The organism is Methylobacterium amylolyticum (genome assembly GCF_030700245.1).
In the GTDB taxonomy this organism is placed as follows: domain Bacteria; phylum Pseudomonadota; class Alphaproteobacteria; order Rhizobiales; family Beijerinckiaceae; genus Methylobacterium.
In genome coordinates, this window is record NZ_JAUYZI010000008.1 from 87,417 (window position 1) to 104,780 (window position 17,364).

Genomic DNA, 17,364 nt, shown 5'->3' on the forward strand with positions numbered 1-17,364 from the left:
GTTAAGCGCGGGTAAACGGGCCGGCAGAAGCTGCCGGGTCGGCAGGAACGGTGCCGGCCGGACATGGTCCGTCCCGCGCACCACATCCAACGACATCAACGGCTTGCGCGGACGGAGCGGTTGGCACGGGGCTGGCAGACGATCATCGGACCCTGCCACCGCCCAGACCCACGGCATGCACGCGAACCTCAGACGACGCTCAGCCGGCCTCTCCGCCCTCGCGGCGGCGCTGCTGTGGCTCGCGGGCCTGGCCGGGCCGGCGCTCGCCCTGTCGCGGGTGAAGGACCTCGCCTCGGTGGAGGGCGTGCGCCAGAACCAGCTCGTCGGCTACGGCATCGTGGTCGGCCTCAACGGCACCGGCGACAGCCTCAACAACATCCCGTTCACCAAGCAGTCGCTCCAGGCGATGCTGGAGCGGCTAGGCGTCAACACCCGCGGCGCGACGATGCGCACCCAGAACCTCGCCGCGGTGATGGTGACGGCCAATTTGCCCCCCTTCGCCGCCCAAGGCACGCGGATCGACGTCACCGTCTCGTCGCTCGGCGACGCCAAGTCGCTCCAGGGCGGCACCCTGCTGGTGACGCCGCTGCTCGGCGCCGACGGCGAGGTCTACGCGCTGGCGCAGGGGTCGGTGGCCATCGCCGGCTTCTCCGCCGAGGGCGAGGCGGCCAAGATCACCCGCGGCGTGCCGACCAACGGCCGGATCTCGAACGGCGCCAACATCGAGCGCGAGATCGCGTTCAAGCTCAACGACGCGCGCGGCCTGCGCCTGTCGCTGCGCAACCCCGACTTCACCACCTCGAAGCGGATCGCCGCGGCGATCAACGACTTCATGGGTGCCGACACCGCCGAGCCGACCGACCCGGCGACCGTCACGATCCAGATCCCGGCGCGCTACCACGGCAACATGATCCGCCTCATCACCGAGGTGGAGCAGTTGAAGGTCGAGCCCGACCAGACCGCCCGCGTGGTCGTCGACGAGCGCTCCGGCATCATCGTGATGGGCCGCGACGTGCGCGTCTCCACGGTGGCCATCGCGCAGGGCAACCTCACCGTCACGATCACCGAGACGCCGCAGGTGAGCCAGCCGCTGCCGTTCTCCGAGGGGCAGACGGTGGTGGTGCCGCGCAGCAGCGTGAAGGTCGATACCGGCGACGGCAACAAGCTGGCGCTGGTCAAGGAAGGCGTCAGCCTGCGCGAACTCGTCGACGGCCTCAACGCCCTCGGGGTCGGCCCGCGCGACCTGATCTCCATCCTCCAGGCGATCAAGGCCGCGGGCGCGCTCCAGGCCGACATCGAACTCATGTGACGGGAGAACCCCATGCTGCCGCTCGCCAACATCGCCGCCACCGCCGCCATCGGCGTCGGCAAGGCGATCGCCGGGAACGTCGCCGAGACGGTGGCGAAGTCGACGCTTGGAAGCGGCGACGCCGCCAAGGCGAAGAAGACCGCCACCGACTTCGAGAAGATGTTCCTGGAGAACAGCCTCGACCGGATGACGCAGTCCCAGGGCACCGACGGGCCGCTCGGCGAGAACGGCACCGGCGGCGGCGTCTACCGCTCGATGCTGACCAAGGAATATGCCGGGCAGATCGTGAAGAGCGGCGGTGTCGGCATCGCGGACTCGGTGTTCCGCGAGATCCTGAAGCTTCAGGGCGCGAGCGACGGAGCGAGCCATGGCAAGGTCTGAACCCCTGCGCGTCGCGGACCGGATCGGCGCGGAGGCGCTGGTCGCGGGGATCCTGGCCAACATGGCGGCGCTGGAGGCGGTGCTGGGGGAGGAGGCCGGGCACATCCGCGCCGGCCGCCTGCGCGAGGGACTCGGCGCGGCGGAGCCCAAGGCGGAGCTGGCGGCGGCCTACATGCAGGGCCTGGAATCGGCCAAGGCGAACGCCGTCGCCCTCGCCCGCTTCCACCCGCAGGGCGTCGCCGCGCTGCGCGAGGGCCACCGCCGCTTCACCGCCGCGGTGGAGGCGAACCAGACGGTGCTCTCCGCCGCGCGCACGGTCTCCGAGGGCCTGATCAAGTCGCTCGCCGACGAGATCGGCCGCGCCCGGGCACCGGTCGGCTACGGCGCGGCAACGCCGGCCCCCTCCCCCTACGGGCGGGGCGTGCGCAGCGGACCGCTGGTGCTCTCGCGGAATCTGTGACGGCGGCTCCGAGCCCGTGTTCTGACGCGCTCCCTTGCGCCGAACCGGCATCCGCTCCGGCGGCGAGCGCCCTAGCGCCGGCCGTCGATCCGCAGGTAGGTCCGGACCTCGCCGAGGTCCGTGTCCGTGCGGTTGTCGATCGCGATCCGCCCCGCGGCCCGGGGCAGGAACGCCGCCCCGTCGTGCCCGGTGCGGGCGTCTATCCCCGCGGCGACCCGGCCCGAGACGCGCGTGCAGTTGCGGCTGCCGGGGGTGCGGACGAAGCCCGCCCGTCCCGGGCACGGCTCGAGGGTCGGGACCGCCTTCTGGAGGTCGAGGGCTGCGGCGGGCGACGCGAGCAGGAGGGCGGCCAGCGCGGCGCGCGCGCCCCGGTGCCGCGCCATCGCGGACTGCCTCACGCGGCGCGGCGGGCGAGATCCCGGTGCAGCAGGTCGATGTAGCTCTCGACCTCGGCGATGAAGCCGTCCAGTGCCGGCTCGCGCGCCCGCAGGCGGGCGAGGTCCCGGAGCAGGATGTCGAGGGCGATGCAGCGGTCGTCGGGGCTCGCGTAGGCGGCGACGTGCAGGTCCACCGCCTGCTCGGCCATCACGATCGCGCCGATCCGCGCCGCGGCGCCGAGGCGGCGGATCTCGCTGACGGGCCCGGAGAGCTGCATGCTGGAACCTCGACCGGTCGAACGGGTGACGGGAACCCGCGAAGCGGTTGAACAGCGCTGAAAAGCGGCGAGACTATGTTCACCGCAGACCGTTGCGTTTCCGTTTACCGTAATCCGTTTCCAGGACGATCGCCTTCCTACCAACACGCAATATACATCGGTAATACGATTCTGGCACGCATGCCTCGATCGGCGCGTCACACCGGATCCGCTCGATCGCCCGGATGCAGGCCCCGATCCCGCTCAGGCGTCGCGCGGGCCGGTCGATACGCGCTCCGCATCGATCGCGGCCTATCAACTGATGTAGTTGACGAGCGACAGCTTCGAGAGCGAGGCCGTGATCTGGTAGCTCGCCTGGAGGCGATTCTGCACGTCGAGGAGCTTGGCGGCGACCTCCTGGGTCGGGGCCTGCTCGATCCCGTCGAGGGTGTTCTGGAGCGTGTTCTGGGTCGCCTTGTTGGTGGTCGCGGCGTCCGACAGCCGGGCCGAGGCGAGGCTGAGCTCCGTCACGATGTCCTGCACGCTCGGGCTCGTGTCGGCCGACGACAGGAGCGCCTGCGCGCGGCTGCTGACGGCCGCGTAGGCGGCGTTCACGTTCGCGTCCGTGGCGCTCGGCATGCCGAGCGCCACCGTGGCGAGGCCAGCGAGCACGTTGCGGATCGCCGGCTCGTCGGCCCGCGCGCCGATCTTGACCGAACCGGTCGCGCTGGTCTGGACGGTCTGCGTGCCGCGCGGATCGGTGGTGCCGTCCTCGCCCTGATACCAGACCACGGTGTCGCTCCGCGGCGCCTGCGCGTAGCCCGTGGCGGTGCCGCCCGCGTCGAAGGTGATCCGGCGCGGGGTGAGGCCGGGCGTCGCGGAGCCGGCGAAGAAGTCCTGGGCGGCCCGGGCGGTGGCGCTGGCCGTCAGGGTGCTGCCGGCGGCCGTCCTGAGGGCGTTGCCCAGCGCCGCCGACAGGTTCGCGGCGGTCGTGTCCGGGTCGGCGCCGATGGCGAAGCTCGAGACCGAAGCCGGGGCTGTGCTCGCGGCCGCCGTCAGCGTCAGCGTGGTGGTCGTTCCGTCGTGCAGCTTCAGCGTCACGGTGAGCGTGTCGCCGACGGCGGGCTGCCTCGGAGGGGTGCCGGCGAGTTCGACGGTGGTGCTGGCGGCGGTGCCCCCTGTGAACGCCAGCGACAGGCCGGGACCGGGGGGCGTGTCGGTGGGCGCGGCGCTCTGGACGCTCGCCAGGGTGCCGGGCGCGATCAGGCCGGCCAGCGCCGTCGCCGCGTCGGCGGCGGCGGTCGCACCCGGCGGGATGACGGGGAACGGCGTCCCGACGTCGACGGTCGCGGCGCTCGTGGTCGTGAAGTCGATCGTCCTCTGGCTTCCGTCGGGCTGGTTGACGACCACGCGGAAGCGCTGCCCCTCGGTCGGCGCCTCGGCAAAGGTCGCGGTCGCGGTCGCCGCCGTGGCGGGGGTGGAGGTCACGGTGAGCGCGCTGCCGGTGGTCGTCATCGTGCCGATGGAGAAGCCGAAATTCGCCCGCGCCTCGGCGCTCGGGTCCTCCGTCAGCGAGACCGACGTCGCCGTCGGCTGCGCCACGCTCAGCCGACCCTGGCCGTTGCTGCCGAGATCGGCCCGCACCTGCTCCGACACCACGGTCTTGAGCCCGGCGAGCGCTTGGCCCGCGGCATCCCGCGTTCCGTTGAGGATCGTGTCGCCGTCGACGACCGGCTGCGCCGCGGCGTTGCGGCCGCCGAACAGGTAGGTGCCGCCCGCGGACTGGTTCAGGGCGTCCAGGGCGGTCTGGAGGTTGCTCTGCGCCAGTGCCTTCGTCGCGGTCAGGTTGAGCGCCGTGCTCTGGGGTCCGTTCAAGAGGCTGGCGCGGGCGCTCGTGCCGAGGGTCGCGACCTGGGTCAGGCTCGTCACCGCGAGCTGCGTGCGGGTCTGCGCCGAGCCGATGCCGGCGGCGTATCCGGCCAGAGCGCTGATCGTCGCCTGCGCCGCGAGCGCGGTCGTGCGGCCGCTGCCGAGCCCGCCGTAGGTCTGCGCCGCCTGGCCCGTGGAGAGCTGCGTCGACAGGGTGTCGAGCTGGCTCTTCAGCGCCGTGAGCTGCTCGGTATTGCGGGTTCTCGTGAAGGTGCCGGCCGCGAAGGGCGTGATCGTGGTCATGATCAGATCTGCAGCAACTGGTTGAGCATGTCGCGCGCCGCCGTCAGCACCCGCGCGTTGGCGCCGTAGGCGGTCTGGAGCGCGATGAGGTTCGACATCTCCGCGTCGATGTTGACGCCCGCGCTCGACGCGTAGCGGCCCTGGGCGGTCGAGAGCGCGACCTGCTGGGTGTCGTCCAGCGACGACGCCGTGGCGGCGGCGGCCCCCTGCGTGGCGATGATCTCCTGGGCGAAGCCGACCACCGTGGCGCTGTGGGGCGCCGTCACCCCGCCGATCCCGCTCGACGACGAGAAGGTGCGCGGCGTCCCGGTCAATGCGGTGAAGAGCGTCTGCGCGCGGGCGCCCGAGGCGGTCGCGGCGGCCGTATCCGTCGCGCTCGACGCGGTGAGGACGGCGGTGTTGGCCGCGATCTTCGTGTTGACGGCGATGCGCTGCGCGAAGCCGGTGAGCTGGGAACCGGTATCGAGCGAGCCGGTGTAGAGCCCGTTGTTCAGGCCATCGACGAACAGGGCGATCTGCGGGTAGCCCGTGGCCAGGTTCCCCGACGAGACCGGCTGCGTGACGGTCGCCGTCGCGCCCAGGACGGGAGCGGTGGCGTCGGCGCTGGTGATCGCGACGACCGCGCCGCTGGCATTCGCCGCCGCGCTCGCGCCCGGGCTGGTGCTCGCCGTCACGTTCAGCGTCGGCAGGTTCGGGTTGGCCGCCGTCAGACCGTCCAGGGCGGCCTTGATCGCGGCCGCGTAGGAGGCCGGACCGCCCGCGATGCTGAAGGACGCCGTCAGCGCGCTCGCGTCGGCGGTCTGGCCCGCCGGCACCGTCGGCAGCGGTGTGCGCGCCGAGGCGACCAGGATGACGTTGCGGGCCACGCCGTCGAGCCCGGTCACCGGGATCGTCAGCGTGTTGCCGGGCTGAAGCCCCGCGCCCGGCGTCGCCCCGGCCGCGGGCGCCGCGCCGCTGAGGTCGATCGTGGCGGTGCCGCCGGCGACCGTCGCGCTGCGCGGCGCGTCGGTCAGCGAACTCGCGAGGCCCGCCGCCAGATCGTCGAGTTGCCGCTGCGCCTGCGGCAGGATCGCGTCGCGCAGTTCCAACTGGGCGGCGAGACTGCCCGAGCGCAGGGCACCCACGGTGCCGAGATCGATGGTGGCGCCGCTGATCGTCGTCGCCGTGATGGTGCCGACGGTCCGCGCGTTCGGGTCCGTGCTGTAGGCCGACTGGGCCGTCAGGGTCCCCCGCCCGTCGAAGCTGAGGGCGACCGCGCTGCCGCGATCGACCAGCGTCACGCCCGACCGGGTCATCACGGAGACCGTCCCGTCGCCCTGGGTGACGGTCTGGATGTCCATGTAGCCGGCCAGATCGTTGATCGCCTGGTCGCGCTGGTCCTGGAACCCGGCCAAGGTGGCGTCGTCGGTGGTGTTCTGCATCTGGCCGTTGATGGCGGCGATGCGCGACAGCAGGGAGCTTGCGCTCCGGGTGTCGGTGCCGAGCTGGGCCTCGATGCCGGTGCGCAGGTTCTGGACGCTGGCGGCGGCGCCGTTGATCTGGCCGGCGAGGGCCGACGCCCTGCTGAGGACGGTGGTGCGGGCGGCGGCCGAGGTCGGGTTGGCCGACAGCTCCTGCAACGACTGAGTGAAGCTGTTCAGCGTGCCGTCGAGCGCGGTGGCGCTGCCGGGCGTGCCGTAGAGCTTGTCGAGCTGCGCGACGATCTGCGCCTTGGTGCCCGTATAGGCCGCCCCCGAGGTCTCCAGCCGGAGCTGGTTCAGGGCGGCGGCGTCGAAGCTCCGGGTGATCGTCCCGGCCGCCACGCCGAGGTTGTTGGTGCCGCCGGCGACCGGCGCCAGCGTGCGCTTGACGTAGCCCACCGTCCCGGCATTGGCGACGTTCTGCGAGACGACGTTGATCGCCGCCTGGGTCGCCGCGAGGCCTGCTGTCGCGTTGGACAGCGCGTTCATCGACACGTGCGGCCTCCTCTGCGGGCCGAGCCCGCTCGACCTTCGCGCTCCCTGCCGGGGCGGTCGCCGCCAGCGCTTCGAGGAGCGCGTCGCGACCGGGCCCGGCTCCCATCCCGCGTTCCGGCGCGCTCGCGCGCCGAACCGCCCTCCGCCTCGGCGCGCGAGCGCGCTAGCGGATCACGTTCATCAGATCCGACATCATCGTCTGCGCGGTCGACATGACGCGCGTGTTGGCAGAGTAGGCCTGCTGGGTAACGATCATCTTAGAAAATTCGCTCGCGATGTCGGTATTCGACTGCTCCAGGCTCGCCCCCGAGATCGTCCCGCCGTTGAGGCCGGAGAGCGGCCCGCCGGACGCGTCGGTCTGGAGGTAGTTGCCCCGCGAGTCCGGCTTCAGCCCGTCGGGGTTCGTGAAGCGCGCGATCCCGACGGTGGCGACCGTCGCGACGGTGCCGTTCGAGAAGGTGCCCTTGATGTTTCCGTCGCTGCCGACCGCGACGCTGGTCAGCGTGCCGGCGGAGTTGCCGTTCTGCGTCAGGGTGTTGGTGGTCGCCGCGCCGCTCGTGTTGGCGTACTGGGTGAGCCCGCCCGTACCGATGTTGAGGCTGACGCCGTCGAGTTCGATCCCGTTGACCTCCAGGTCCGGGATCGGGATTGGGCCGGTCGCGGTGGTCGTCGGCTGGCCCGCGGCATCGAACGTGAAGGCCGCACCGATATTGGTCCACACGGGCGGCGTGCTCGGCGTCACCCCCGCCGCCGAACCCGAGGCCGACTGGTAGAACAGGTTCCAGACCGCGTCCTGAGCCCCGTCGGGGGTGGCGTCCTGAACCTTCGCCCAGCGGGTCGTGATCGCCACCGGGGCACCGTTCTCGGTGTACGCGGTGACCGAGGGACCGACGATGCTGTTGTCCATCAGCGCCGCTACGTCCGCCGCGCCGCCCGTCGAGGCCGGCGCGCCGGTGGCGGTCATCGCCAGGGCTCCGGTGTAGAGATAGGCGCCCGCCGCGGTCGACTTGACCGAGGCGTTGGTGATCGGCGTCGCGGGCAGGTTGGCGGCGTAGTTGATCGTGGTCGTCTGCTTGGCCGGCAGCGTCATGTTGCCGATCTTGATCGGCCCCGTGCCCGTGACCTGGCCGCTGTTCGGGTCGACGTTGCTGCCCGTCAGGAACGCGCCCGCCCCGTTGACGAGGTAGCCGTCCTTGTCCTGCGCGAAATCGCCGCGGCGGGTGTAGAGATTGGTGGCTCCGAACGTTGCCTGGCCGCCGGCGTCGCCCGTCTTCAGCGCGACGGTGAAGAAGCCCTGGCCGTTGATCGCCATGTTGGTGGGGATCTGCGAGGCGATGACGTTGCCCTGGAGCGAGTTGGTGAGCTGAGCTTGCGCCAGCACCGTGCCCGCGACCTCACGCTTCGGGGTCGTCTCGGCCATGAGATCGACGAAGCTGGTGTCGATCCGCTTGTAGCCGGTCGTCTGCGAGTTCGCGATGTTCCCGGAGATGTTGCTGATGGCGTAGGACTGGGCCTGCAGGCCGGACACGGAGGTCTGCAGGGCGGAGAAGATGTCCATGACGTGCGATCCCGACGCACCGCGTGAGGCGGCGGCGACGGGATCCGCAACCGCCGTGCCACCGGCAAGGCCTTGATTCGCATGGCGGAGCGGTGCGGGAGCCCGGCAAAACACGCCCTCCCCCGCGCCGGCCGGGCAAATCCTGCCGGGTCCGGCGGCGGCATTTACGGCGCGTTATGTCCGACCGGCGAAGATGCCGGTGAACGCCGGAGGGTGCGTCGCGGTCCGGATCATCCGGCCGGACGCGCCGCCGGAGGGGAACCCGGGCATCGGTCATGCGGGCCAAGCGGACGAGCCTCGTCCACATCATCTACTTCTCGCGCCTCTCGCTCGCCGCCGATCCGGCGCAGCGCACCGCCCAGATCGGCGACATCGGGCGCGTGGCGCAGAAGAAGAACGAGTTCTCGGTCATCACCAGCTTCCTGGTGATCGAGGGCAGCTTCGCCGCGCAGGTGATCGAGGGCGAGCGCATGTCGGTCCAGGAGACCTTCGCCCGCATCGGGGCCGACCAGCGCCACCGCGACGTGCAGATCTGCGAGTGGCGCGAGATCACCAAGCGGGAATTCGTGCACTCGTTCAAGAGCGCGCAGCGCGTGACCGGCACCGAGGCGCTGTTCGCCAAGGCCAACCTCCTGCCGATGCTCCAGCGCGGCACGCCCAAGGCGTCCGCGATCCACGGCCTCGCCGTGGCCCTGCAAGCCGACGCGATGTCCCGGCAGGGCATCGACCATCTGTTCGTCTGAGGTCCGATGAGCGAGCCCAGCGATACGCCGCCGATCCTCGTGGTCGACGATCAGGAAAAGCTCCTGCGCCTCGTCGTGATGCTGCTGAGCCGCCTCGGCTTCCCGGACGTCGAGGGGGTGACCACAGGCGCCGAGGCGCTGGAGAAGCTGCGCGCCCGCCGCTACGCCCTGGTCATCTGCGACCTGGAGATGGAGCCGATGGACGGCCTCTCGCTGCTGCGCGAGATCCGCGGCGAGGACGAGTTGATGAACACGCCGTTCATCCTCACGGAGACCTCGTTCGACTTCGAGGACATCAACCTCGCCCACCAGGCCGGGGCCGACGCGTTCATCCTCAAGCCGTTCGACGTCGCGGCGCTGAAGACCAAGCTCAAGCAGGTTCTCAACCGGAGGCCGCGCAAGCGCGAGGGACCGGTCGCCGCCGAGTCCACGCTGACCACGGATTTCCCGATGCTGGGGAAGTTCTGAGGCCGCGGGCTCCGGGGGGCCGGGCGCTCCTCAGGCCACGATGCGGCGGTAGAGATGCCACGTCGCGTGGCCGAGGATCGGCATGGCCACCGCGAGCCCGACGAACAGCGGCAGCGTCCCGGCGACGAGGACGGCGGCGACGAGGACGCCCCATCCGAGCAGGGTGCGCGGGTTGCGCCGGAAGGCGGCCACGGAGGTCGCCACCGCGGTGAGGGCGTCGACGTGGCGATCCACGATCAGCGGCACCGAGACGATGCTGAGCGCCAGCGCCAGCAGCGAGAAGGCGAAGCCCACGAGATTGCCGATCACGATCAGCGCCCAGCCGCGCGGCGTGGTCAGCACGTCCGCTGCGAAGGCGAGGATGCCCCCGGGGGCCGCCCCAGGGGAGGCTCCTGGCGCTGCGGCGCCGTAGATCCCGGCGTAGAGCGCATCGGCCACCACGATCCAGGCCAGGAAGATCGCGCCGAGCAGGCCGCCGATCGCCAGCAGCGCCCCGGCATCCCGGCGGGCGAGGTCGCGGAACGCCGCGTTCCAGCCGGTGCTCTGCCCGAGTTGGCGGCGGCGGCTCAGCTCGTACAGGCCGACCGCGGCGAACGGGCCGATCAGCGCGAAGCCCGAGGCCAGAGGGAAGAGCAGCGGCAGCACGTCGTTGCCGAAGCTCAGCGTCGCCAGCACGAGGCCGATCAGCGGGTACATGAGGCTGATGAAGACCACGTGGGTCGGCATCGCCAGGAAGTCGTCGAAGCCGGCGCGCAGGGCCGCCTTGAGGTCGTCCGCGCCGATGTCGCGCACGGCGAGCCCGGCCGCCGCGCGGCCTGAGGTGAGCGCAGTCAACGTGGCCATCGCAACAACCCTCCCATGGGCGGCGCGCGACGATCCGTTTCGCGAAGAAGACCCGCACGGGCCTCGCGGCGCCTGTCGATCATCTGATGCGACAACGCGCGCCCGAGAATTGGGTTTCAGCAGGATCTAGGTACGATCCCCGGCCTCTAATCTTTCCGGATCGTACAGGACAAAGATCTCAGCGCCGGACACCTGCCGCCGCGAAGCGGAGAAGCACCCCGGCCGGGAGCCCGGAGCCGTGCGCCCAGCGTTCAGGCCGCGCGCTTCTGGTAATCCTTCACGTCGGTGAAGCGCACCGCCGGGTAGCGCTCCTCCTCGTAGCGGAGCGAGAATGCCGTGGACGCCATGAAGACCGGGGCGCCGTCGAGGTCCTTCGCCATCGCCGAGCCGTGCGAGTCGATGAACTTGTCGAGCTCCGCATCGGAATCCGAGGAAACCCAGCGGCAGACCGAGAAGCGCGAGGTCTCGTAGTCCACCGGCAGACCGTACTCGGCCTGGAGGCGCTCCTTCAGCACGTCGAGCTGGAGGGCGCCGACGACGCCGACGATCGCCTGCGAACCGTCCTGCGGCACGAACACCTGGACGACCCCCTCCTCGCCCATCTGCTGGAGGGCCTCGCGCAGCTTCTTGGCCTTCATCGCGTCGGTGAGCTTGATGCGGCGCAGGATCTCGGGGGCGAAGCTCGGCACGCCGCGGAACAGGATGTCCTCCCCCTCGGTGAGCGTGTCGCCGATGCGCAGGGTCCCGTGGTTGGGGATGCCGACCACGTCGCCGGCGAACGCCTCGTCGGCGATGGCGCGGTCCTGCGCGAAGAAGAATTGCGGCGCCGAGAGCGAGATCGGCTTGCCGGTGCGCACCAGCCGGGCCTTCATCCCGCGGCTGAGCTTGCCCGAGCAGACCCGCATGAAGGCGATGCGGTCGCGGTGGTTCGGATCCATGTTCGCCTGGATCTTGAACACGAAGCCGGTCATCTTGGCCTCGGTGGGCTCCACGAGACGCTTGTCGGCGTCCTGGCCGCGCGGGGGCGGCGCCACCTTGGAGAGGCCATCGATCAGGTCGCGCACGCCGAAATTGCGCAGGGCCGAGCCGAAGAACACCGGCGTGAGGTGGCCCTCGCGGAAGGCGTCGAGGTCGAAGGCCTTCAGGCCCCCCTCGGCCAGTTCGACCTCGCCGCGCCACGCGTCGGCCGCGCCGTCCTCGGTCAGGAGCTGGTCGAACAGCGGGTCGTCGGGGCCGGAGACGGACACGGTACCGGCGTCGTCGGCCGCGTCGAGCCGGCGCACGCGGTTCATGCCGAGCTCGTAGGTGCCGGAGAAGCTCTTGCCGACCCCGATCGGCCAGGTGATCGGCGCGACGTCGAGCGCGAGCGTCTTCTCGATCTCGTCGAGCAGCTCGAACGGGTCGCGCGCCTCGCGGTCGAGCTTGTTCACGAAGGTGACGATCGGGATGTCGCGCAGGCGGCAGACCTCGAACAGCTTGCGCGTGCGCGCCTCGATGCCCTTGGCCGCGTCGATGACCATGACGGCGGAATCGACCGCGGTGAGCGTCCGGTAGGTGTCCTCCGAGAAGTCCTCGTGGCCCGGCGTATCGAGCAGGTTGAACACGCAGTCGCCGTACTCGAAGGTCATCACCGAGGTGACCACCGAGATGCCGCGCTCCTTCTCGATGCCCATCCAATCGGAGCGGGTCGAGACCCGGTTGCGCTTGGCCTTGACCTCGCCCGCGAGCTGGATCGCGCCCCCGAACAGCAGCAGCTTCTCGGTGAGCGTGGTCTTGCCGGCGTCCGGGTGCGAGATGATCGCGAAGGTGCGCCGCCGCGAAACCGGGTCCGCCGGCCTCGCCTCGGTCTTGGTCTGCATCAGCATGGTTCAGCTAGGTCCGCGAAGCGCTCGCGCCGAGCCTGTAACGCAACGGGCGGCGATGGCAAAAGAGGGGGTTCAGGCCGCCGCGGCGGCGAGCGTCCGCAGGTCGGCCGCCAGCGCGTCCACCCGCTCGGGCCGCGCGTCCCAGGCGAACATGAAGCGGGCGCCGCCGCCGATGAAGGTGTAGAAGCGCCAGCCCCGCGCCCGCAGGCCCTCCATCATCGCGCCCGGCATGGCCAGGAACACGGCGTTGGCCTCGACCGGGAACAGCGCCCGCACGCCGGGCAGGCCGGAGACGGCCTCCGCGAAGCGCCGGGCGCAGGCGTTGCCGTGCGCGCCGTTGGTGAGCCACGCGCCGCTCTCGATCATCCCGACCCAGGGGGCGGCGAGGAAGCGCATCTTCGAGGCGAGCTGTCCGGCCTGCTTGCAGCGGTAGCCGAAATCCTCGGCGAGCTTCGAGTCGAAGAACACCACCGCCTCGCCCGCGTGCATGCCGTTCTTGGTGCCGCCGAAACACAGCACGTCGACGCCCGCCCGCCACGTCATGTCGGCGGGGGTGCAGCCGAGGCTCGCGCAGGCGTTGGCGAAGCGCGCCCCGTCCATGTGCAGCGCCAGCCCCAGTTCCCGGCAGGTCGCCGAGAGCGCGCGCAGCTCGGCGAGGCTGTAGACCTGCCCCGTCTCCGTGGGCTGGGTGACCGTGACGACGCGCGGGCGCGGGAAGTGGATGTCGCTGCGGTTGGCGGCCAAGCCCCGCACCGCCTCCGGCGTGAGCTTGCCGCCCTCGGTGCGGACGGTCAGCAGCTTGGAGCCGTTGGAGAAGAATTCCGGCGCACCGCACTCGTCGGTCTCGACATGGGCGGAGTCGGCGCAGATCACGCTGTGATAGGACTGGCACAGGGCGGCCAGAGCCAGCGCGTTCGCCGCCGTGCCGTTGAAGGCGAAGAACACCTCGCAGGGGATCTCGAACAAGGCCCGGAACGCGTCCGCCGCCCGTTGCGTCCAGGGGTCCTCGCCATAGGCCGGGGCGTGGCCGCGATTGGCCGCCTCCATCGCCGCCCAGGCCTCGGGGCAGATACCGGAATAATTGTCGCTGGCGAATTGCTGCGCGCCGTCGGGCTGGGGGTCCTGTGCCATCCCGGCAACCTAGCACGGGACCGCCGCCCGCGGGCGCGCGAAGATGTTGGAACTGGCCCGCGCTTGGTGTAGAAGCCCCGCCAAGGCACGGCCTCCGTGCCGATTCGGATACCGATCGTTCCCGTCCCTCTCGGGTGCAGCCCGGGCGAGGGATTTTGTCGGTTTCCGCATCGGCGGCGGGCCGCGCGCGCCCCAAAGCCCAGGTCCAGAGGTCAAGTCCGTTGCAGGTACTCGTTCGCGACAACAACGTCGATCAGGCGCTCCGCGTCCTCAAGAAGAAGATGCAGCGCGAGGGCATCTTCCGCGAGATGAAGCAGCGCAAGGCTTACGAGAAGCCGTCCGTGCGCAAGGCCCGCGAGAAGGCGGAGGCCGTGCGCCGCGCCCGCAAGCAGGCCCGCAAGACCGCGATCCGCGAGGGCCTGATCGCCGCGCCGAAGCCGAAGCCCCGGGTGCCGGGCCGCGGCCGTCCGGGCTTCCCGTCGCCGTCCCCCTCCGCCGCGCAGAGCCAGGGCGGCAACGCCTCGGGTCAGGTGCCGGTGTCGCCGGCGCCCGCCGCCTGATTCTTCGGGACCTCGGATCCCGGGAAGGCCCGGCCGCCCGCGCGGTCCGGGCCTTTTTCGTGCCGGCCGGCAACGCCCGAGACGATGCAGCCGGGCCACGCCCCGCGCTCCGCGTGCCGGGTCAACCTTGACGGCAGGGCGGCGGGACCGAATGGTCCGGTCGCGGCGGGACCGGACGGTCCGGCCGAGGATCGGCCCGGAGCGGACATGTCCCTGATCGCACGCCTGCGCGCTTACGCGGCCGAGGCCCTCGGCGTCGGCGCGCAATCGGGCGGGCGCGGGCCCGCCGACGACGCGCATCTGGCGGCCACCGCCCTCCTCGTCCACGTCGCCCGGGTCGACGGCATCCTGGCGCCGGCCGAGAGCGAACGCCTCGCACGCCTCGTGGAAGGTCACTACGCCGACGGGCCGGAGGCGGCGCGGGCGCTGATCGCCCGGGCGACCGCGATGGACGCCGAGACCCGCGACGTGGCGAGCCTCGTCGAGATGATCCCGCACGAGGCCGACGGCGCCGAGCGCGAGGAACTCCTGGCGATGGCGTGGTCCGTTGCGGCCGCCGACGGCAAGGTCGACGAGTTCGAGGAGGCGCTGGTCGAGCGGCTCGGCCGGCTGCTCGGCTTCGACGAGGCCGGCGTCGCCGCGGCCCGCCGGAACGGGCCGCGGCAGCCGGCGGGCGCCTGACAGGGCGGGTCCGCGATGGTCGCCAGCCTCGCGCTGATCCTGCTGGCCCAGCTCGTCGGCGAAGCGCTCGCCCGCGGCGCCGGCGTGCCGGTGCCGGGTCCGGTGATCGGGATGGGGCTGATGTTCCTCTTCCTGCTCGCCCGCGACACCGCGCCGGGCCTGCCCCGCCTGCTGCCGAAGCCGCTCACCGACGGCACCCTGGAGGGGACGGCCCGGGTGCTGCTCGCCAACCTGTCGCTGCTGTTCGTGCCGGCGGGCGTCGGCGTCGTCGGGCGGCTCGACCTGCTGCGGGCGCAGGGTGTCAAGCTCGCGCTCATCCTGCTCGTCTCGACGGCCGCCTCCCTGCTCGTGACCGTGCTGGTGTTCCGCGCCGTCGCCCGCCTCGTCGAGCGGCGCGGCGGGGATCCGGACGCCTGATGGGCGGCGACTTCTCCCTCTGGGTCTACCTCACCGGCACGCCCCTGCTGTGGCTGACGGTGACGCTGACCGCCTACGTCGCCGCCGACCGGATCGCGGCGGCGACCAACCGCCATCCGCTGGCCAACCCGGTGCTGATCTCGGTGGTGTTCGTCGGCAGCGTGCTGGCGTTCACCGGCACCCCGTACCCGACCTACTTCGAGGGCGCGCAGTTCGTGCACTTCCTGCTGGGGCCGGCGACCGTGGTGCTCGCCATGCCCCTCTACGAGCGCCGGGCGACGGTGGTGCGCGCCCTGGTGCCGATGCTGGCGGCGCTGGCGGCGGGCGCGGCCACGACCCTCGCCTGCGTGATCGCGCTGGCGCGGCTCCTCGATCTGCCGGCGCCGATCATCGTCTCGCTGGCGCCGAAATCCGTCACGTCGGGGGTGGCGATGGGCATCGCCGAGACGCTCGGCGGCGACCCGACGCTCACCGCGATCCTGGTGATCCTCACCGGCATCATCGGCGCGATCCTCGTCACGCCGATGATGGAGGCCCTGCGGATCCGGGACATGCGCGCCCGCGGCTTCGCGGCGGGGCTCGCCGCCCACGGCATCGGCACGGCCCGCGCCTTCCAGGTGAGCGAGACCGCAGGCACCTTCGCCGGCATCGCCATGGGCCTGAACGCCTTCCTCACCGCGATCCTCGCGCCGCTGGCGCTGCACCTGATGTCCTGACGGCGGAGAACCCGCGCGCGCGCCGCCGGGCGGTCCCCAAGTCCGAAAAGTGTCAGGCGGCGAGGCGGTCGGCGACATCCTCGGCCAGCGACAGGCTGGAGGTCAGGCCCGGGCTCTCGATGCCGAACAGGTGGACGAGGCCGGGCAGGCCGTGCTCGGCCGGGCCCTCGACCCGGAAGTCGGCGGCGGGCTCGCCGGGCCCGGTGAGCTTCGGGCGCAGGCCGGCGTAGTCGGGGTAGAGCGCCCCGTCGGGCAGGGCCGGCCAGTAGCGGCGGATCGCCCCGTAGAAGGCCTCGGCTCGGCCCGAGTCGACCCGGTAATCCGGCGCCTCGACCCACTCGACGTCCGGCCCGAAGCGGGTCCGGCCGTTGAGATCGAGAGTGAGGTGGATGCCCAAGCCCCCGTCGATCCGCGGCGCCGGGTAGATCAGCCGCGAGAAGGCGGGCTTGCCGGTGCAGCCGAAATAGTTGCCGCGGGCGAGGTGGAGGCGCGGCACCCGCTCGGCCGGGTAGTCCTCGGTCCGGGCGGCGAGGCCCGGGGCGCCGAAGCCGGCGGCGTTCACCACCGCGTCGAAGGCGATCGCGCCCGGCTCGGCCCCGCCGAGGCGCGCCTGCCACTGGCCGTCCCGCCGCGACAGCGCCTCGACCGGGCTGCGCAGCGCCAGGGCGCCGCCCTGGTCCTCGATCTCGCCGAGCAGCGCCAGCATCAGCGCGTGGCTGTCGACGATCCCGGTGCGCGGCGAGTGCAGGGCCAGGGCGCAGGCGAGGTTCGGCTCCAGCCGGCGCGCCGCGGCGCCGTCGAGCAGTTCGAGGCCCCGCACGCCGTTCGCCTCGCCCTGCGCGCGGATGGCGGCGATCTTGTCCGCCTCCGCCTCGTCGGCCGCGACGATGAGCTTGCCGCAGGCGCGGTGCGGCACGCCGTGACTCTCGCATAAGTTGTACAACCTGCGCGCTCCGTCCACGCAGTGCCGCGCCCGCAGCGAGCCTGTCGGATAGTACATGCCCGCGTGGATGACCTCGGAACTGCGCGACGACACGCCGGTCCCGAACGCGCCCTCGGTTTCCGCGACGACGACGGCGTGACCGCGCAGCGCCAGCGACCGCCCAATAGCCAAGCCGACCACGCCGGCCCCGACGACGAGAACGTCCATCCCGCTTCCTCTCATAGGGCCGCCCGGCGCAGGCAGCTCTATCCCCTTGTACGACCACGCGGTTCCGGTCGACGGGCACCGATCGCCCTCCGGCATCGCGGTCTCGTTCGACTCGGAGTGAGTCCCGAATACCGCAGCGCACGGCCAGGGACACGGTGGGCAGGAATTGCCCGTTGATCTTAAACTTCAATCCTAAGTAGATTAAATCGCGCAGTAGATGCATCCAGTGATTGTAACACCCGCGCGCCGCCGCATAATGCCGGCACGCGCTCCCGGTCGGAGGCGCTGTGTGGCCCTAAACGGCCGCCCGGATCGCTTCGA

At 71.6% G+C, this 17,364-nt stretch carries 18 protein-coding genes; 9 read left to right on the forward strand and 9 right to left on the reverse strand.

All coding sequences use genetic code 11. From position 1 onward, the window contains the following. Window positions 1-175 precede the first annotated feature (175 nt). From Q8W71_RS08300 to Q8W71_RS08310, 3 genes are read left to right on the forward strand one after another with little or no spacing between them, the layout of a single operon-like run. On the forward strand, window positions 176-1,309 hold the full coding sequence (locus Q8W71_RS08300) for a flagellar basal body P-ring protein FlgI (protein ID WP_305524871.1): 1,134 nt from the start codon (window positions 176-178) through the stop codon (window positions 1,307-1,309). Window positions 1,310-1,321: 12 nt separating this feature from the next. Then, window positions 1,322-1,690 carry a rod-binding protein gene (locus Q8W71_RS08305; RefSeq protein WP_305524872.1) on the forward strand — a complete coding sequence of 123 codons (369 nt, stop codon included), beginning with the start codon at window positions 1,322-1,324 and terminating at the stop codon, window positions 1,688-1,690. Then, the gene (locus Q8W71_RS08310) at window positions 1,677-2,150 is read left to right on the forward strand and encodes a hypothetical protein (RefSeq protein WP_305524873.1); all 474 of its coding nucleotides are present in this window, start codon (window positions 1,677-1,679) and stop codon (window positions 2,148-2,150) included. Before Q8W71_RS08305 ends, Q8W71_RS08310 begins: the two co-directional genes overlap by 14 nt. Before the next feature lie 71 nt (window positions 2,151-2,221). On the opposite strand, the gene Q8W71_RS08315 is transcribed toward Q8W71_RS08310, so the two are convergent. The 5 genes from Q8W71_RS08315 to Q8W71_RS08335 all read right to left on the reverse strand — a co-directional run bounded on the left by Q8W71_RS08315 (window position 2,222) and on the right by Q8W71_RS08335 (window position 8,469). Beyond that, complete coding sequence (locus tag Q8W71_RS08315) at window positions 2,222-2,533, reverse strand: hypothetical protein (RefSeq protein WP_305524874.1); 312 nt, start codon at window positions 2,531-2,533, stop codon at window positions 2,222-2,224. An 11-nt stretch (window positions 2,534-2,544) separates the two neighbouring features. Then, window positions 2,545-2,805, reverse strand: coding sequence for a hypothetical protein (locus Q8W71_RS08320; protein ID WP_305524875.1), 261 nt, complete (start codon window positions 2,803-2,805; stop codon window positions 2,545-2,547). Between the two features lie 294 nt (window positions 2,806-3,099). Then, entirely contained in the window at window positions 3,100-4,956 is a 1,857-nt protein-coding gene (locus Q8W71_RS08325; protein ID WP_305524876.1) for a hypothetical protein, read from the reverse strand. 2 nt (window positions 4,957-4,958) lie between these two features. Continuing rightward, window positions 4,959-6,911, reverse strand: coding sequence for a flagellar hook-associated protein FlgK (gene flgK, locus Q8W71_RS08330; RefSeq protein ID WP_305524877.1), 1,953 nt, complete (start codon window positions 6,909-6,911; stop codon window positions 4,959-4,961). A 163-nt stretch (window positions 6,912-7,074) separates the two neighbouring features. Further along, a complete protein-coding gene (locus Q8W71_RS08335) occupies window positions 7,075-8,469 on the reverse strand; it encodes a flagellar hook protein FlgE (RefSeq protein WP_305524878.1) in 1,395 nt (464 codons plus the stop codon). A gap of 275 nt (window positions 8,470-8,744) precedes the next feature. Here Q8W71_RS08335 and Q8W71_RS08340 point away from each other — a divergent pair, with 275 nt between their 5' ends. Next, window positions 8,745-9,212 (forward strand): BLUF domain-containing protein, encoded by a 468-nt coding sequence (locus Q8W71_RS08340; protein ID WP_305524879.1) that lies wholly within the window; start codon window positions 8,745-8,747, stop codon window positions 9,210-9,212. Window positions 9,213-9,218: 6 nt separating this feature from the next. Continuing rightward, a complete protein-coding gene (locus tag Q8W71_RS08345; RefSeq protein ID WP_305524880.1) occupies window positions 9,219-9,680 on the forward strand; it encodes a response regulator in 462 nt (153 codons plus the stop codon). 30 nt (window positions 9,681-9,710) lie between these two features. Here Q8W71_RS08345 and Q8W71_RS08350 read toward each other — a convergent pair whose 3' ends face one another. The 3 genes from Q8W71_RS08350 to Q8W71_RS08360 form a co-directional block, all read right to left on the reverse strand. After that, window positions 9,711-10,523 (reverse strand): DUF2189 domain-containing protein, encoded by an 813-nt coding sequence (locus Q8W71_RS08350; protein WP_305524881.1) that lies wholly within the window; start codon window positions 10,521-10,523, stop codon window positions 9,711-9,713. Between the two features lie 251 nt (window positions 10,524-10,774). Beyond that, a complete protein-coding gene (locus Q8W71_RS08355; RefSeq protein ID WP_305524882.1) occupies window positions 10,775-12,388 on the reverse strand; it encodes a peptide chain release factor 3 in 1,614 nt (537 codons plus the stop codon). 72 nt (window positions 12,389-12,460) lie between these two features. Next, window positions 12,461-13,519: a threonine aldolase family protein gene (locus Q8W71_RS08360; RefSeq protein WP_305524883.1), complete on the reverse strand. Its 1,059-nt coding sequence runs from the start codon at window positions 13,517-13,519 to the stop codon at window positions 12,461-12,463. Between the two features lie 221 nt (window positions 13,520-13,740). Here Q8W71_RS08360 and rpsU point away from each other — a divergent pair, with 221 nt between their 5' ends. The 4 genes from rpsU (at window position 13,741) to Q8W71_RS08380 (ending at window position 15,893) form a co-directional block, all read left to right on the forward strand. Beyond that, complete coding sequence (rpsU, locus tag Q8W71_RS08365; RefSeq protein ID WP_305524884.1) at window positions 13,741-14,079, forward strand: 30S ribosomal protein S21; 339 nt, start codon at window positions 13,741-13,743, stop codon at window positions 14,077-14,079. A gap of 207 nt (window positions 14,080-14,286) precedes the next feature. Next, window positions 14,287-14,760, forward strand: a complete 474-nt coding sequence (locus tag Q8W71_RS08370) for a tellurite resistance TerB family protein (protein ID WP_305524885.1) — start codon at window positions 14,287-14,289, stop codon at window positions 14,758-14,760. Between the two features lie 15 nt (window positions 14,761-14,775). Continuing rightward, the gene (locus Q8W71_RS08375; RefSeq protein WP_305524886.1) at window positions 14,776-15,177 is read left to right on the forward strand and encodes a CidA/LrgA family protein; all 402 of its coding nucleotides are present in this window, start codon (window positions 14,776-14,778) and stop codon (window positions 15,175-15,177) included. Then, window positions 15,177-15,893, forward strand: a complete 717-nt coding sequence (locus Q8W71_RS08380; protein WP_305524887.1) for an LrgB family protein — start codon at window positions 15,177-15,179, stop codon at window positions 15,891-15,893. The genes Q8W71_RS08375 and Q8W71_RS08380 overlap by 1 nt, the downstream gene beginning before the upstream one ends. Before the next feature lie 52 nt (window positions 15,894-15,945). Here the strand turns inward: Q8W71_RS08380 and Q8W71_RS08385 are convergent, their stop codons facing one another. Beyond that, a complete protein-coding gene (locus Q8W71_RS08385) occupies window positions 15,946-17,043 on the reverse strand; it encodes an NAD(P)/FAD-dependent oxidoreductase (RefSeq protein WP_305524888.1) in 1,098 nt (365 codons plus the stop codon). Between the last annotated feature and the right edge of the window lie 321 nt (window positions 17,044-17,364).